The following is a 15,817-nucleotide window of genomic DNA, read 5'->3' on the forward strand; positions in this document are numbered from 1 at the left end:
TGGCGGGTCGGCGCGGGTCGCCGAGTGTTCGTTTCGATCTTCCGGACAAGTCAACTGTGCATATCCGGCCGACGCTTGACAGGAGCTATGGTCTAAACCAATGCTGCTGCGTAATCGGCAGCGACCGTCCTCGGCCCTGACCCGTCCTGGAGGGACCACATGACGACCCCCGCTCCCCACGGCCGCTCACGCCGCCCCCGTCTGCACAGAGCGGCGTCGGACCTTCCGTACTTCAGCGCGGACGGCGAGTCCTATCTCGCCCAGACCACCTTGCGGGAGCTGAAGAAGTCCCGCCCCCTGCGGGTGCTGTCCGAGGAGGACTTCGCCCATTGGCAGACGTACGGGTACGTCATCGTCCGGGAGGCCGTCCCGGCGGAGGACGCCCGGCGACTCCTCGACTTCACCTGGGAGTTCCAGGGCCTCGACCCGGACCGGCCGGAGAGCTGGTACGAGGACCGGCCGTTCCGCTCCGAGCTGGACCAGCAGCTGCACGTGTACGGATTCGTCGAGGCGTACCACCACCAACTGCTGTGGAACAGCCGCCAGTCGCAGCGCGTCTACGACGCCTTCGTCGACGTGTGGGACTGCGAGGAGCTGTGGGTCACGCTGGACCGGCTCAACCTCAATCCGCCCAACGTCGGGAACCGTGACCGCGCTCTGATCGAGCCCACGGACCGGGGCTTCGACATCGAGCTGCACTGGGACATCGACACCACGCTCGGCGTCCCGCCGCAGCGGGTGCAGGGGATCATCGCGCTCAACGACACCCGGCCCGAGACGGGCGGATTCCAGTGCGACCCGGAGCTGTTCCGGCGGTTCGAGGAGTGGAGGGTCGCCCAGCCTGCCGGCCGGGACCCGCTGCGTCCCGCCGTGGACCGGACCGAGTTCCCCGTCGAACGGCCCGATCTCCACCCCGGTGACCTGCTGATCTGGAACGGCCTCCTCGCCCATGGCGTGGCACGCAACGCCTCCGAGAACGGCGTGCGGGCGGTCCAGTACCTGTCGATGATGCCGGCGCTCGAGGAGCACGAGAGGCTGCGACGCTCCCGCGTCGAGTCCTGGCGGCACCTGCGCACCCCCCGCTGGAACCGCACCCTCGTCGGCGATCCGGTGCTGCACGAGTCCAAGCGCTACCCCACGGCCGAACTGACCGAGCTCGGCAGCCGGCTCCTCGGGCTCACCTCGTGGCACGAGACCGTCGACGCCGGCGCGGCCGCGGCCGGCGGTCGGAGCGGGGACGGAGAACCGGCGTGCGCCGTGCCTGCCTGACCCTGCCCACCAACCGGGCCTGCTCCGAGACCATCAGGGCGGTCGCCGAGGAGGCCGCCTACGGCGCCCGCCGGTTCGGCGTCGAGGTGCATCTCCTGGTCCTTGACTCCTCGGAGGCCCCGGTGCTCGCCGGGCACCGGGAGGCCGTGGCCGGCCTGCCGCCGGTTCCGGGCGTGGTCGTCCACCACCTCGACGAGACCGAGCAGCGGACCTTCCTCCGGGAGGTGATCGCCCGGTCGGGCGTCGCCGCGCCCGAGCGGGTGCTCGATCTGCTGCTGCCGTCCCGCGTGTCCTACGGCGCCTGCACCGACCGTGCCTTCCTGATCGCGGAGGCCCTGGGCTGCGCTTCGGTGCACCGCCGGGACTCCGACAGCCGCTACCAGTACCGTTCCGGACAGCCGGACGACGGCGAACCGGTCTTCCCGATCCACCACGAGCTGACGTCCCTGGGCCGGCTGCCCGCCGACGTCGCCGGGCTCGTGTCGCGGAGCAGGCTCGACCCGGCGTGCGCGGACCGGCCGGTGGCCATGGTCGGCGGCTCCTTCGTCGGTGAGATGTCCGTGGACGTCGAGGAGATCCGCCGGCTCGATCCCGCCGTCTACGAGGACGTCATCGGCCTTTCGGTCCCCGACGGCTATCCGGAGATCTGGCGCAGGAACCTCATCGCCGAGTCGTTCCGCGGCGCCGGGACCACCCCCTTCACCCGCGACCTCTCGACGCTCACCAACGTCAGCCCCACGCGCGTGGACATGTGCAACATCGCCTTCGGCCGCGAGGTCTACGGCCGGGTGCCGCTGCCTCCCGCCACCGACACCATCGGCAGCGACTACTTCCTCATCCACCTGGTCCACGACGCCCGGCTGCCCGGCGTCCTCCACAACCGCCACATCGTCAACTTCCATACGAACGAGCGTCGTTCCGACGCGGGCTTCCTCGCCTACCACCGGCGGCTCGCCAAGTTCTTCCTGTCCACGCCGTACCTCGACGCCGTGTACGACCGGATGGCCGCCGCCGGAGCGGAGCTCCTCGACTCCGAAGGCCGTGTCCGCGCGGCCTCCGTCGCCGGGTTCGTCAGGGACAGCACGCGCCTGGACCCCGTGGAGAACGCCGAGCGCCTCGACGTCGTCGACCGCTCGTACCGCAAGCTCGGCGGCCGATACGCCGAGGCCGCCGACGTCCTCGCCGCCGAGCGCGAGCGGCTCCTCGACGAGGCCCGGGCCGACATGGAGGACTTCGCCCTCCTGATCGACGCCTGGGGCCCCCTGACCCGCTCCACGAAGTCCGTGAAAGGCAGCACATGGTGAGTGAGCGAGACTCCTCGCGGCTCCGGGACACCCCCGCACACCCCCGTACGGCCACCCTCACCGTCGCGTACGAGGGCGGCGAGGAGCGCCGGGGTCCCGTCACGATGGGGCAGGCCAACATGATCCGCTGCGTCCTGCGGGACGAGCCCGAGCACATCAACATCCACGACGTGTGGCCGGTGCCCGCCGGGACCCGGACGGGGGAGGCCGTCGACGCACTGCGCACCCTCGCGGTACGGCACGAGGCCCTGCGCACCACCTTCCCCCATCCCCCGGGCTCCGCTCCCCGCGAGCAAGTCGTCGCCGCCGCCGGGACGTTCACTGTCTCCGTCCTGGACCACGACGAGCTTCCCGGCGAACCCGCCGCCTACGCCGAGTCGTTGGCGCGCGAGGCCCGTGACGAGCGCTTCCACCTGGACCGGGACTTCCCCCTGCGGGTGACCCTGGTCGCCCTCGGCGGCGCGCCGGTCTTCGCCGCCATGGCGGCCAGCCATGCCGTCACCGACATCAGCGCCCTCGCCGTCCTCAAGGAGGACTGGCTCACGCTGCTGTCCGGTGGGACGCTGCCTCCGCAGACGGCCCTCACGCCCCTGGACCTCGCCGCCGAGGAGGCGGCCCCGAAGGGACTCCGCAAGTCCGCGGCCTCGCTGGGGTACTGGGAGCGGATCATCCGCACCGGGCCGCAGGCGATGTTCGCGGAACCGGGCGCCGAGGGCACCGAGGTCGGCGCGCCGCGGCTCACCCTCCGGTCACGGCGGGGCGCCCGCGCCCTGGCGCTCGTGGCGGAGCGGACCGGCGGCCTCCCGGCGACGGTGCTGCTCACGGCCTGGTGCGCGCTCCTCGCGCACCGTACGGGCCAGCCCGAATGCGTGACCGCCGTCCCGACCTCCAACCGGTACGAGCCCCGGCTGACCCGCTCGGTCAACACCCTCTCCCAGGACGCCCTGCTCTGCCTCGACGTCCGGGTCCCGTCCTTCGACGTGCTCCTCAGCAAGGCCTGGGGGGCGGCGCTCAACGCCTACCGGCACAGCCGGTTCGACGCGGTGAGTCTGTGGGAGATGATCGACCGGGCGACCTTCGAGCGCGGCAGCCGGTTCACCCGCGACGTCGCCTTCAACGACGTGAGCACCCTGCCCACCGCACTGCCCTCCACGCTTCCTACCGCGCTCCCTTCCGCGCACGATCCGGCCGCGCCCTCCCCCGGCGACGAGACCGCCATCGGCCCTGAGCTGGAGCTCAGTTGGGGCGAGGAGCAGGTGCTGCCCACGCGCGTCCTGACCTTCGTCCACGAGACGGACCCGCTGCTGCGCCTCGGCGTGTGGGCGGACCCCGCCCTGTTCACCCGGGAGCAGGCCGAGGGCTTCGTCGTCGGCCTGGTGCGCCTCCTGGAGGCGGCCGCCACCGGGGACGTGCCGCTGGACGCGCTCACCGAGGTGACCGGGGTCCGGCCGGTCGAGCGCGGCCCGGGCTGGGAGCGCGTGGACGGCTCCTGGGTCTCGCCGCTCGCCGTGGCGGAGGCCCTGAGCCGGGCCCTCGACGGCGTACCCGTACACGTCACGACGGATCCCCCGCACGGCGACGGGTCGCCGGAAGGGGAGGCCGCGCGGGCCCTCACGGCGTACATCGCCGCCGGGGGCGCCCCGCTGACGCCGGCCGCGGCGCACGCCGCGTTCATGGACGTCCTCCCTGGCCGTCCCGAACTCCTGGCCCCCCGCCGGTACGTGATCGTCCAGAACCCGCCGGCGGAGGCCGACCTGAGCGGCGCCTGGCTCCGGCAGCAGATTCTCTCGGAAGGGACCGGCCGGGACCGGCGGATGTGACATGACGATGGATACCGATGGAGTGACCGTCCGGCAGAAGCCGGAACTCCTTCCCAGCCCGTGGCGGTCGCACCGCTTCCGGCTGTTCTTCACCGCGCGCAGCGCGTCGCTGCTCGCCGACGGCATGCTGATGGTCTCGCTCACGACAGCCGTCCTCGGCGCGGGATACGGGGCCAGTGGCGTCGGATACGCGCTGGCCGCGTGGATGGCACCGATCGTCCTGCTGGTCCTGGTCGGCGGCGTCCTCGCCGACCGGTTCACCCCGCAGGTGATGATGGTCGGCGCCGACGTGGTGCGCCTGGTGGCCATGCTCGCGCTCGCGGCCCTGCTGGCCGCGGGCGGGGTACGGCTCTGGCACATCATGGCGCTGCTCGCGCTCAGCGGCGCCGCGACGGCCATGTTCCAGCCGGGCCTGGCGAGCATGGTCCCCCAGGTCGCCGAGGACATCCAGCGGGCCAACGCGCTGCTGCGGATATCCGAGGCGATCTGCACCCTGCTCGGCCCGGGTCTCGCCGGGCTCCTCGTCGCCTACTGGGACGTGGCGGGCTCCTTCCTGGTCATCGCGGCGGCGTACGCGCTCAGCGCGCTGGGCCTCGCGCCGCTGCGGAAGCTGAACACCGCGAAGGACGACAGTGCCGACCCGCTGTGGCAGCGGTTGGCGACGGGGTGGCATGAGTTCCGGTCCCGGTCCTGGCTGTGGGGCGTCATCGCCGTCTGGGCGGTCTACGGTCTGTTCGTCTTCGGCCCGGCGCTGCCGCTGGGCGCGGCGCTGCTCACCGAGCAGCACGGGGCGAGCGGCTACGGCTGGATCGCCTCCGCCGACGGGGCCGGCACGATCGTGGGCGGGCTGCTCGGCATGCGCGTCAAGCCTCGCCGCCCGCTCGTCGCGGGCGTCCTCGCCATGCTGTTCTTCTCGCTCAACCCCCTGGCCCCGGCCCTCGGCTGGTCGTTCACGCTCACGGCGGTCACGGGCGTCGTGGCCGGCTGCGGTTTCGCCTTCTGGGGGGTGATGTGGGCGACCAGCGTGCAGTCCCACATCCCCCTGGCCGTCCTCAGCCGTGTCTCGGCCTACGACATCGCCGGCTCCATCATGGTGATCCCGCTGGGCCGGGCCCTGGCCGGTCCGGCGGCGGAGTCCTTCGGCGCCGACCGGGTCCTGCTCTTCTCGGCCGTGACGGGTGTCGTGCTCCTCGGGGTCATGCTCTGCGTCCCGGCGGTTCGGGGGCTCGGCCGGGCGCCGGTGGTCGACGGCGCGACGGACGAGGGCCGCACGGGTTAGGGGCTGTCCGGCGGATCAGGGTGGCGGTGGAGGCCGCCGGCGTCCGGGCTCAGGCCTGGTCGGTCGGCGACGGCACGGCGCACGGGCGGAGGACCATGAGCGAGTCCTCCAGGGTCGCCACCATGGCGAACGGGAAGCGGTCGAGCTCGAGGCAGAGTGCGACGTCGTCGGGGTGGGCTCCTTGACGCACGCCCTCCCTCAACTCGGCGGCGGCGCGTGACGTGTCGGCGCGGCGGAGGAACTCCGTCGCGTCGACGTCCGTCTCGGTGGCCCTGCGGGCGATGTACTGGGCGCATGCCAGGTCCTCGTCGGCGCGCCCGTCCTCGCCGGTGACCACGAACGTCACACCGTCGCTCCCTCGTGCCCGCAGGACCCCCGCCGTCGCCTCGGCCACCACGAAGCCGGCGCACAGCACCAGCGAGGCGTCCTTGACCGCGAGGGCGCCGACGGTCCCCGCCGTGGTCTTCTGGACGACGGTCCGTCCGCCGAGGTCGAGGGAGCGCAGCAGTCCCGGGGAGTTGACGGCGTCGAACCCGGGCGCGGGCGCACCGTCCTTGAGCCCGACCCAGTCCGGGTGGCGGGCCTTGAGCGCCAGGACTTCGTCCAGCGACCCCGCGAGGACGATCTTCTCCGCTCCTCGGGCGAAGGCCCAGGCGGCCACCGTGTAGGCGCGCATGACGTCGACGACGACGGCCACGGAGGGGACTTCGACCACGTCGGCGATGGAGAGGAATCGAGCGTCCATCCCTTCATGATCGCGTATGCCCGGGCCGGAACACCCGGGCAGTGACGCGCATCACGTCGACGGCGCCCGGTCCGTCATGAGCCCGCGAGGAGGGCCGTCACCGCGAGTGCCGTCTCGGGGTGGCGTCCCGTCAGGGACGGTTGGCGGGCGGCCGTGTCCGTCCCGGCCGCCGCCCAGCCTTCCTCGCAGCCGAGCAGTCCCGCGAGCGCGTCGCAGGTTCCCGGATGCGCGGGCAGCAGGGCGACACCCCGGCTGTGCCGGGGCGGTACGTCCGCAGGCGCCCAGCCGTCCGAGCAGCCCAGGAGCTCCGCGAGCGCGTCGCAGGTCTCCGGGTGGGCCGGGAGCAGCGCCGCGCCCCGTGGAGCCGCGGAGTGCGGACGCGTGCGGGCCGGCGCGAGCGCGGCCGGCTGCTGCCGCCACGGCGGGACCCAGGCGTCCAGGGCGGCGAGCCGGGCCGGGAAGATGCGTCCCGCCTCTCGGATGAGCAGCGGGGCCAGCTCCGCCGCGTTCGACCTGAGCGTGGTGATGAGGACCGGCAGCCACGGCAGCAGGACGGCGTCCGGCAGTCGCCCGAAGGCGTTCGACACGGCCTCCACCACGACGTCGGCGAGTCCCGGCACCGGTTCGAGCGCGTGGACGAAGCCGCTGAGGTAGCGCGGGTAGGAGGGCACCACCAGGGGGTTGCCGAGGAGCTCGTCGCAGCGTGCCCGCAGCTCCGCTCGGGAGAGCGTGCCGAGCTGCACCTGCGCCGCCCACAGCAGCGCCGTCTTCGCCGGGTCCTGCGGGTGCGACTGCGCGACCGACAGTTCGAGCTGCGTCCGGTCGCAGCCCAGGGAGAGCGCCAGGCTCTCCATGCTGAACAGGAAGCCCAGCATGGCCGCCACCTGTCCGGCCGTCGCGTCCTCGTCCCGGAAGGCGGTCGGCAGCAGGGTGCAGTAGTGCGCGTAACCGGTCCTGACGAACGACTCGATCCACGACGGCAGCACCGCCTCGCTCGTCCGGTAGTACGCGAGGAGCCCGCGGACCCTGCGCAGCACCTCCGGCGCCCCGTCCACCGTGCGCTCGGCGGCCAGGACCTCCAGGGCCCGGGTGCCCAGCTCTTCGGCGAGGCGCCGGCCGCCGAGGTACAGCGTCGCGTCCTCGACGGCTTCCAGGACCTGCGCGGCCGTCGCCTGCGGCCCGTACGCGGTGCGGCGCAGCCGCTGCTCCAGGACCTGTTCGAGGCTGACGCCCTCGTACCCGAGCTCGATGAGGGCGCGCTGGTGGGTGCCGAGGGACAGGTCCCAGGACTCCTGGATCGAGCGCTCGCCGAGCCGCCGCTCTCCCATGATGGGGCGCGCGGCGCCGGGCGGCATCAGCCGGCGCAGCATCCACAGGACGTCGGAGCAGGCCCGGAGGTCGGGCTCCGAGGCCATGTCGAGGAGGGCGCGCCGCACGCCGCGCTGCTGGAGGTTCAGCTCCAGGGGTGCCAGCCGGTCGTGCACGTCGCGCGCCAGCGGCGGCAGCGCGTCGTAGCCCACCTGACCGATCCGGTCGCCGCCCATCATGATCTCGACGAGGCGGCGCACGTCCCGGCGCCCCGGCACCGAGTCCTTCTCGATGCAGGTGACGGCCGCGTCCTGGAAGTCGTACGGCGTGGGCTTGGCCCGGTCCCGCATGCCGGCCAGCAGGATCGACGTCTCGAAGACGGCGATCGCGTCGGCGGTCGAGGCGAGGTAGCCGCTGCGGCGGGCCGCGCGGACGATGTCCACGGACCAGCCAAGCAGCTCGGCCTCGTCGAGGGTGTCGACGACCGGCGGCCTGCGCAGGAAGCCGGAGAGCCGGTCCTCCGCGGCCACGGGCACGACGGGAGCGGCGGCCTTCGCGGCCGTCTTCGTCGGGGCCGGCTTCTTCGTGCCGGCCTGGCCCGCGAGGCGGTAGGGCTTCACCCGGGTGCGCTTGAGGTTCTTCGCCCACTGCGTCGCGGCGATCGACACCGATCCGGAGGCGAGGCCGAACTGCGCCTCGATCGCGGTGTGGCTCGACGGGATCAGCCCGTACTGCCAGGTGGTGGCGGTCCGCGGGGAGATCGAGAAGCCGGTGGTGCCGTCTGCGCCCGTGGTGCCGTCCACGCCGAACTCGTCGACGCGGCTCGCGGCGTGGAAGGCGCCGCACACGTACAGACAGTCCGCCGGGTCGGTGCCGGTCGCGGCCAGGTGCTCGCGCATCCGGGTCCACATGTACCGCTCGCGGTCCTCGTCCACGCGGACCCGGTCGCCGTCGCCCGGGGCGAGCCGCCGGAACAGGCTGCCGATGAGGAACATGACCTGGCGGTAGGTGTCGTGGTCGCTGTCGCCGAGCGGCACCTCGACGTACTGGTGCCACCACTCCGACCAGTGGCGGACCTTGCCGTGCCGGAGCAGGTGCTCCTCCAGTTCGGCGAAGCGCGGGCGCAGGTCGCCGATCTCGACGCCGACGGCCTCGCCGTGGAGCGCCGCCTCGGCCTCGGTCCCGGCCGCCTTCGCCGCCGGAGCCGCCGTGTCGTCGTCCGGACGGTCCGGGTCCCCGGTCCGGTCGTGCCGGGTGTCCCACTGGAAGACGTGGTCGGAGGAGCGGTCGACGAGGACGAGCTCGACGCCGGGGGTGTCGAGGGCGTAGGCGACGGCCTGGTACTCGGCGGAGGCCTCGGTGATCGGCGCGACGACGGACAGCGGGGCCCAGTCGGCCGGGAAGCCGTCGATGTCGCTGGCGAACGCCTGCACGGCGACCGGAAGCCGGCAGTTGCGCAGCTCGGTCAGGAGCGGCGCCATGTCCTCGCACAGCTCCAGGTACACGACCTTCGGCTGCTTCTCGCGCAGCCGGCGGGCCATGGCGAGCGCCGAAGCGGGCGAGTGGTGACAGACGGGGAAGATCTCCAGGGGTTCACCGGCCGCCCGGTCTACGTCGTCGACCATGCCAAGGAGGATGCCTTCCAGGGCGTCTCCTCCCCCGGCGAACTCGGCTGCGGCACCGTGGAGTTGGCCCCGCAGTGCGGCGAACGGGGTCTCGGGGGCCGCGCTCATGCCAGCTTGGCGATCGCTTCGCGGCCGCCCTCCAGGAACTCGGGCCAGGAGCCGCCTTCCTCCTTGCCGCGCGGCTCGACGACGCCGTGCAGGTACTTGTTGAGGATGGCCAGGTCCTCGGGCTCGCGGCGGGCGAGGGAGCCGACGAGCGAGGCGGCCAGAGTACGGGCGGTCAGGGCGCGCTCGCCGAAGAAGTTGCTGTGGAGGACGGCGTCCTCCAGTACGCCGATCTGTTCGGCGGTGGACAGCGCCGACTCGAGCTTCTCGTCGTCGCTGCCGGCCGCGGCGGAGGAGGCGCGGAGGTCGGCGAAGCTCTGGAGGAGGACGTCGAGGAGGGTCGGCGGCACGTCCAGGTCGATCTGGTGGCGGCGGAGCAGTTCCTCGGTGCGGAAGCGGACGATCTCGGCCTCGCTCTTCTTGTTCGTCACGACCGGGATGCGGACGAAGTTGAAGCGGCGCTTCAGTGCGGACGACAGGTCGTTGACGCCTCGGTCGCGGCTGTTGGCGGTGGCGATGACCGAGAAGCCGGGCTTGGCGAAGACGATGTTGTCGCCGCCGCCGTCGCTCTCCAGCTCGGGGACGGAGACGTACTTCTCGGAGAGGATCGAGATGAGCGCGTCCTGGACGTCGCTGGTGGAGCGGGTCAGCTCCTCGAATCGGCCGATGGTGCCGGTCTCCATCGCGGTCATGATCGGCGAGGGGATCATCGACTCCCGCGACTGGCCCTTGGCGATGACCATGGACACGTTCCACGAGTACTTGATGTGGTCCTCGGTGGTCCCCGCGGTGCCCTGCACGACGAGCGTGGAGTTGCGGCTGATCGCGGCCGCGAGGAGCTCGGCGAGCCAGCTCTTCCCGGTGCCGGGGTCACCGATGAGGAGCAGGCCGCGGTCGGATGCGAGGGTGACGATGGCGCGCTCGACGATGCTTCGGTCGCCGAACCACTTCTGTGCCACCTCCCGGTCGAGGCCGTCGGCGCGCTCGGAGCCGAAGACGAAGAGGCGCACCATCTTCGGGGACAGCCGCCAGGAGAACGGCTTGGGGTTGTCGTCGATCGATTCCAGCCAGTCGAGCTCCTCGGCGTACTTGATCTCGGCGGGGGCACGGAGCAGTTCGGACATGCGAAGGGCCTCTCAGGTGAGGAAGGTCTTGAGTTCGTGGACGAGCTTGTCGATGTGGCCGGAGACCACCGGGGTGCCGAGCGCCTTGAACCGCTCGCGGAACCAGGGGTTGACCTCCTGGCGTCCGGAGCTGGTCACCGAGCCGACGGGGATGAACCGCACGCCGGACCGGTGGACCGCCTCGATGCCCTCGAAGAGCGGCTGGGAGCGGTCGAACTCGTAGAAGTCGGAGATCCACACCATGACGGTGTTCTTGGGCTCGGCGATCTTCGGCCGGGCCATCGCCATGGCGACCGGTCCGTCGTTGCCGCCGCCGAGATTGGTGCGGAGCAGCACGTCGAACGGGTCGTGCACCCAGGGGGTGAGGTCGATCGCGCGGGTGTCGTACGCGATGAGGTGGACGTCGACCTTCGGCAGACCGGCGAAGATCGAGGCCAGGATGGTGCAGTTCACCATCGAGTCGACCATCGAACCGGACTGGTCCACGACGACGACGAGCCGCTGGGGCGTGGTCCTGCGGACGGTGTTCCGGTAGTAGAGGCGGTCGACGTAGAGCCGCTCCTCCTCCGGGCTCCAGTTGGTGAGGTTCTTCCAGATGGTGCGGTCGATGTCGAGGTTGCGGAAGACCCGCTTGGGCGGGACCGAGCGGTCCAGCTCGCCGACGGTCGCCTTCTCCACCTGGGTGCGCAGCACCTCGGCGACCTCGTCGACGTAACGCCGGATGAGGGACTTGGCGTTGGCCAGGGCGATGCCGGAGAGGTTGCCCTTGTCGCGCAGGAGCTGCTCGATGAGGGACATGCTGGGGGTGAGCTTGGCGGCGAGCGCGGGGTCGGCCAGCACCTCGCGCAGGTGCATGCGCTGGACCAGGTCGGCCTCTACGGCGCCGAGTTCGGCTCCGAGGCCGCCGCCGGTGAGGCCTGCTCCGGCCGCCCGGCCGCCGCGCAGGCCGCCGGGCGGGCAGCCGAGCGCGCGCTCCAGCCAGCCGGCGTCCGACTGCCAGCGGGCCAACTGGCCGGCGGAGACCGTGCCGGAGCCGGTGGAGAAGACGTTCAGCAGGACCTTCGACGCGAGTGCGGCGCGCCGTACCTCGGCGGCCCGGTCGCGGGCGTCGTCCGGTGCGGGCTCCGGGGTCATCAGGCCGTCGAACTCGTCGGCCAGTTCCGGATGGCGCTGGACGACGGAGTCGACGGACGCGCCCGGGTCGAGCAGCGCCGACGGGAGGCCGATGTCCTCGACGACGGCGAGGCTGGCGGACTCCAGGGAGGCCTGCTCCTCGTGGTCGAAGAGGCGGGCGAGGAGACGCCAGTAGAGGACCTGACGGCGGTTGTCGTCGGAGCCGGCGGAGTCGATGTCGGTGGGGATGGTGGTGTCGCCGGGGGCGGTGCTGTCGGTCATTTCCGCAGCAGCCTTCCGGCTCGCTCGCGCAGGACGGCGACGGAGTCCGTGGCCGCCTTCTCCGCCCGGACGCCCGTCTTGTCGGTGGTGCCTCCGGCCCAGGCTCCCGCGTGGACGGCGGCGGTCTTCTTCCGCACGGTCGTCTCGACGGCGAGCGGCTGGAGGACGAAAGCGCCGGCGTCCCAGCGGAGCAGTCCGACGCACGCGCCGGACGCGGCGACCGTCTCCGGGGTGAGCGGACCGGCCGCCGGGACGCGGTCGGTGTCGACGGCCAGCCGGTGCCCGGCGACCGCGAACACCGTCGGCCCGTCGTCCTCGCGCTCCACCGCGTACCCCTCGACGAGTACGGGAACGGCGATCCGGACCGGGTGGCGGTCCAGCGGGGCGGTCACGGGGTCGGCGGCGGTGGAGAGGATCACCCGGGCGGTGGCGAACGGGTCGGCGGGCTCCCCCGCGCGGGCGCGCTCGTCGTCCCAGACGAGGTCGCCCTCGTCGGTGACGGGCATGGCGTCGAGCTCCATGGAGCGGCCCTCGCTCACGGCCGCCAGGAGCGACATCCGCGGGCGGAGCAGCTGCCAGAGTCCGGCGCCGACGACGGTGTCCGGCTTGGGCGCGGAGACCGCGGCCCGGACCAGGCGCGGGGCCGTGCCGTCGGCGGGCTCGAACACCGCGTGGACCTGCGCCTGTACGGCGGTCGCGTGCTCCTGCACGTCGACGCCGAGCGGCAGCAGGCGGCCGGTCGCGGTGGACGTCACGGCTCCGGTGGCGGCGCCGGTCGCGCCGGGCAGGGTCAGCAGCAGCGCGCGGGACCAGAGGTCGGCCCAGCGGCGCACCGGGATGCGCTCCAGGGTGGCGCCCGGGCAGGAGGCGGCCAGTTCGGCCGCGAAGCCGTCGAGCAGCGCGGCCTGACGCCTCAGCAGCGGGTCCGGCAGCATCGCGGAGACCACGGGCGCGGCACCGGCGACCAGTTCGTGGTCGATGCCCTGCCAGCCGGCGCGGGCGATGTCGCACAGCCAGGCGCGGGCGGCCGCCAGCACGTTGGCGGCGGGGCCGTCCCCGCCCGCGGCCGGTGCGGTGGCCTCCGCGTGCGGTCGGCCCGTGACGTCGCCGATCCGGCTCACGAGGGCGTCGTGGACGGAGCCCATGAGGGCGGTGCGGGCGGCGGCGAGGGCGATGAAGTGCTCCTCGCCCGCCGCGCCGGCCGCGGTCTTCTCGGCGGCCTCGGCGACGCGCGCGGCCAGCGGCGTCCCGGCGACGGCGTCCGTGATCGCGGTGAGGCCGTCGGCCTGCGCGGGCTGGGGACGGAGGAGTCCGGCGACGAGCACCCGGTCGAAGGCGTCGACGGCCGCGAGGGCCTCGTCGAGCCCGTCCACGGGGTCGGAGAGCAGGTCCGTACGCATCAGGCCACCGCCCTCGTCGGCGGGAACCACTGCATCTCGGGCAACGGCGTGGTCACCGGCTCCCTTTCGAGATAGGCCAGGTGCCGCAGGAAGCGGCTGAACACCGGGGCGGCCGCCGAGGTGTCGCCCTGGGCGGGGCGCGTGGCGGTCATCACCGACACGAGCGCGGAGGCGTCGGGCTCCTGGCCCGGCGTCTCGGCCTTCAGGTAGCGGGCGACGCGCTCGGCCCCGTACTGCAGGACGGCCTCGGCGACGAGCGTCCGGATGTGGTTGCAGAACATGCCGCGCGCGCCGCCGCAGGGGCGGTTGTTGTTGGTGCTGCACGCGAACGCGTACGTCCCGGTGGCGATCGAGGACACGTACACGCGCCCTATGTCGGACCCACTGGACACGACACCCTGCAACCGCCCGTCGGCCAGCTCGACGAACGGCACCTTGGCGAGCTTCCGCGGTCGCGCGGGCGGTACGACCCGCGCCACGCTCGACGTCTCCCAGACCGTCAAGACACCTCTCCCATGCACGTCAAAGGGGATGTACACGCCGGAGCGGCGCGACAGGAACGAACCTATCCCCGCCCACTGACAACGGCCTGGGAGCAGCCTCAGCGGGGCGTCTGACGGGGGGTGAACTCACCACCAGTAGGCGGGATACCTCGGTGCGCCCCTGCGGATGCGGGACGCGGTGAACGCGGTCGCGACGAGCAGGACCGTGGCGCCGAAGAGCAGCGGCACGAACCGGCCCGGCGCGGGCGACTGGAGCACGATGACGACGGCTGTCGCGCAGGCCGGGGAGTGCGGGGTCCTGGCCAGGGTCGTCAGCGCGAGGGCGACACCGGCGGCGACCGCGGCGGCCCAGGTGCTGCCGCCCGCCGTCGCCGCGACCGCGTATCCGGCGGCGGCCCCGAGCAGGTGCCCGACGACCACGCTGCGGGGCTGGGCCAGGGGAAGCGTGGGAGCGCAGTGCACCAGGGCGGCGCTCGCGGCCAGCGGAGGTATCAGGACCGGCTCGTGGATGGCGGCGCCGATCGCGACGAGCCCCAGCAGGGCGGCCGTGGCCGCGGTGACGCTGTGGAAGGCGGCCGCGGGCGCGGGCCTGGCCGGAGCCCGGCCGACGATCCTCGGCCGGCGGGGGCCGGAGGAGGGGGCGGAGGCGGCGGCAGGCGCGGAGGCCGTGGCGTCGGTGTCCGCGTCGGCTGCGGTACGGCGTGCGGTGTCGGTGCTCATGTGATGCGGCGTTTCCGGGCGGGCGGCCGGGGGCCGCGCAGGGCAGGGCAGGAGTCGGGGGTGACGGTCGTACGGGACTCTGTGGTCGACAGTCGGCCAGGTCATGCGCGTGATCCTGGTGCGGCGGCGCAACCGATCACCACTCTAACCAGCGGTTTCGCGTCGGAGGGGGCGGGGTCGGCGGGGTGTCCGCTGCCCATGCGGCGTAAGATGGGGCAAATGAACACACTCCGGTACGAGCTGGTGTTCTCCGACGGCGCGGGCTCGGCCCGGGACGTCGTGACCGTGGAGCGCACCCTCTCCAAAGGGCCCGGGGGTCATCCCGTGTACTCCGACCCGACGGGCATCATCCGGGCGGAGATCAGCGACCGGGGCGAGGTACGCGTACTCGCCTCGGGCGGACATCAGGAGATCGCCCAGGGCGTCATGGCCCGGCCGCTCCCCGATGCCGATGCCGACGCCGATGCGGCGGATGCCGATCCGGAGGGCGCTCCGGGCTCTCGCCCGTGACACGGAGCGCGAGGAGAGCACGGAGAGCCCCCCGTCCACGGGGACAGGGGGCTCTCCTGTTTCCGGCCCCGCGGGGGATTCGGGGCCGGAGCTGACGGGTGGGGGAAGGTGGATCCGGCGGACGGCTACTTGGTCGGGAGCTCGTCCGCGAGCGGGCGGTCGATCGCCATGATCCAGCGGTTGTCGCCGGTGCGCCGCATGACGTCGGTGCAGGTGCCCGTGATGATCTGGCGCCCGCCCTGCTCGTCCGCGACGTCGAGGCGGAACTCGACGATCACCAGCGAGACGTCACCGGCGACGTAGTTCTGCACGACCTTCGAGTCGAGCTTGGGGCCGGTGTTCAGCAGGTCGATGATGCCCTGCCGGCGCTCCGCGCCCGTCAGCGGGCTGCCCGAGAGGTTCGAGATCGCGTCGTCGCGGTAGAGCGTGTCGAAGATGGCGCCGTCGCCCGAGTTGAAGGCGTCGATGAACGCCTGGTTCTGCTGCTCCACGTCGTCGGTGAGGACCAGATTGGCGAGATCGGTGGTGGTCATGGTGATGACTGCTCCCTGTTCGTTGGTGCTTTCTCTGTCGTTCCGGTCGTTTCCGGTGCGCTCCGGGCCCTGCCCGGTCGCTCCGGGTCGTGCCGGTTGGGACGGGGGGTGCGACGGCACGCCGACCGTATGCGGCGGCGCCCCACCCCCCATCCACCGTGGGGTAATCGCCTGTCC

13 protein-coding genes are annotated in these 15,817 nt (G+C 72.8%); 5 read left to right on the forward strand and 8 right to left on the reverse strand.

The genetic code is table 11. The annotated features are described in order from the left end of the window. Positions 1–159 precede the first annotated feature (159 nt). From SGA01_RS18955 to SGA01_RS18970, 4 genes are read left to right on the forward strand one after another with little or no spacing between them, the layout of a single operon-like run. Positions 160–1,269 carry a phytanoyl-CoA dioxygenase family protein gene (locus tag SGA01_RS18955; protein WP_141297652.1) on the forward strand — a complete coding sequence of 370 codons (1,110 nt, stop codon included), beginning with the start codon at positions 160–162 and terminating at the stop codon, positions 1,267–1,269. Continuing rightward, positions 1,251–2,573 carry a DUF6271 family protein gene (locus tag SGA01_RS18960; RefSeq protein ID WP_141297653.1) on the forward strand — a complete coding sequence of 441 codons (1,323 nt, stop codon included), beginning with the start codon at positions 1,251–1,253 and terminating at the stop codon, positions 2,571–2,573. Before SGA01_RS18955 ends, SGA01_RS18960 begins: the two co-directional genes overlap by 19 nt. Next, the gene (locus SGA01_RS18965; protein ID WP_141297654.1) at positions 2,567–4,393 is read left to right on the forward strand and encodes a condensation domain-containing protein; all 1,827 of its coding nucleotides are present in this window, start codon (positions 2,567–2,569) and stop codon (positions 4,391–4,393) included. The genes SGA01_RS18960 and SGA01_RS18965 overlap by 7 nt, the downstream gene beginning before the upstream one ends. A 7-nt stretch (positions 4,394–4,400) precedes the next feature. Further along, positions 4,401–5,672: an MFS transporter gene (locus SGA01_RS18970; RefSeq protein WP_141297676.1), complete on the forward strand. Its 1,272-nt coding sequence runs from the start codon at positions 4,401–4,403 to the stop codon at positions 5,670–5,672. 49 nt (positions 5,673–5,721) lie between these two features. Here SGA01_RS18970 and SGA01_RS18975 read toward each other — a convergent pair whose 3' ends face one another. The 7 genes from SGA01_RS18975 to SGA01_RS19005 form a co-directional block, all read right to left on the reverse strand. Then, the gene (locus tag SGA01_RS18975; RefSeq protein WP_141297655.1) at positions 5,722–6,417 is read right to left on the reverse strand and encodes a 2-phosphosulfolactate phosphatase; all 696 of its coding nucleotides are present in this window, start codon (positions 6,415–6,417) and stop codon (positions 5,722–5,724) included. A gap of 74 nt (positions 6,418–6,491) precedes the next feature. Beyond that, positions 6,492–9,458 carry a DUF5682 family protein gene (locus SGA01_RS18980; RefSeq protein ID WP_141297656.1) on the reverse strand — a complete coding sequence of 989 codons (2,967 nt, stop codon included), beginning with the start codon at positions 9,456–9,458 and terminating at the stop codon, positions 6,492–6,494. Further along, positions 9,455–10,579 carry an ATP-binding protein gene (locus tag SGA01_RS18985; protein ID WP_141297657.1) on the reverse strand — a complete coding sequence of 375 codons (1,125 nt, stop codon included), beginning with the start codon at positions 10,577–10,579 and terminating at the stop codon, positions 9,455–9,457. Before SGA01_RS18985 ends, SGA01_RS18980 begins: the two co-directional genes overlap by 4 nt. Before the next feature lie 12 nt (positions 10,580–10,591). Beyond that, a complete protein-coding gene (locus tag SGA01_RS18990) occupies positions 10,592–11,974 on the reverse strand; it encodes a VWA domain-containing protein (protein ID WP_141297658.1) in 1,383 nt (460 codons plus the stop codon). Next, positions 11,971–13,404, reverse strand: a complete 1,434-nt coding sequence (locus SGA01_RS18995) for a hypothetical protein (RefSeq protein WP_141297659.1) — start codon at positions 13,402–13,404, stop codon at positions 11,971–11,973. The genes SGA01_RS18990 and SGA01_RS18995 overlap by 4 nt, the downstream gene beginning before the upstream one ends. After that, positions 13,374–13,877, reverse strand: a complete 504-nt coding sequence (locus tag SGA01_RS19000) for a hypothetical protein (RefSeq protein WP_141297660.1) — start codon at positions 13,875–13,877, stop codon at positions 13,374–13,376. Before SGA01_RS19000 ends, SGA01_RS18995 begins: the two co-directional genes overlap by 31 nt. Before the next feature lie 126 nt (positions 13,878–14,003). Beyond that, positions 14,004–14,597, reverse strand: a complete 594-nt coding sequence (locus tag SGA01_RS19005) for an HPP family protein (RefSeq protein WP_141297661.1) — start codon at positions 14,595–14,597, stop codon at positions 14,004–14,006. 219 nt (positions 14,598–14,816) lie between these two features. Here SGA01_RS19005 and SGA01_RS19010 point away from each other — a divergent pair, with 219 nt between their 5' ends. After that, entirely contained in the window at positions 14,817–15,107 is a 291-nt protein-coding gene (locus tag SGA01_RS19010; protein WP_141297662.1) for a DUF6296 family protein, read from the forward strand. A gap of 125 nt (positions 15,108–15,232) precedes the next feature. Here SGA01_RS19010 and SGA01_RS19015 read toward each other — a convergent pair whose 3' ends face one another. Next, complete coding sequence (locus SGA01_RS19015; RefSeq protein ID WP_055639905.1) at positions 15,233–15,640, reverse strand: YybH family protein; 408 nt, start codon at positions 15,638–15,640, stop codon at positions 15,233–15,235. Positions 15,641–15,817: the final 177 nt, after the last annotated feature.

It is taken from the genome of Streptomyces gardneri (genome assembly GCF_006539185.1).
Classification (GTDB): Bacteria; Actinomycetota; Actinomycetes; order Streptomycetales; family Streptomycetaceae; genus Streptomyces; species Streptomyces gardneri.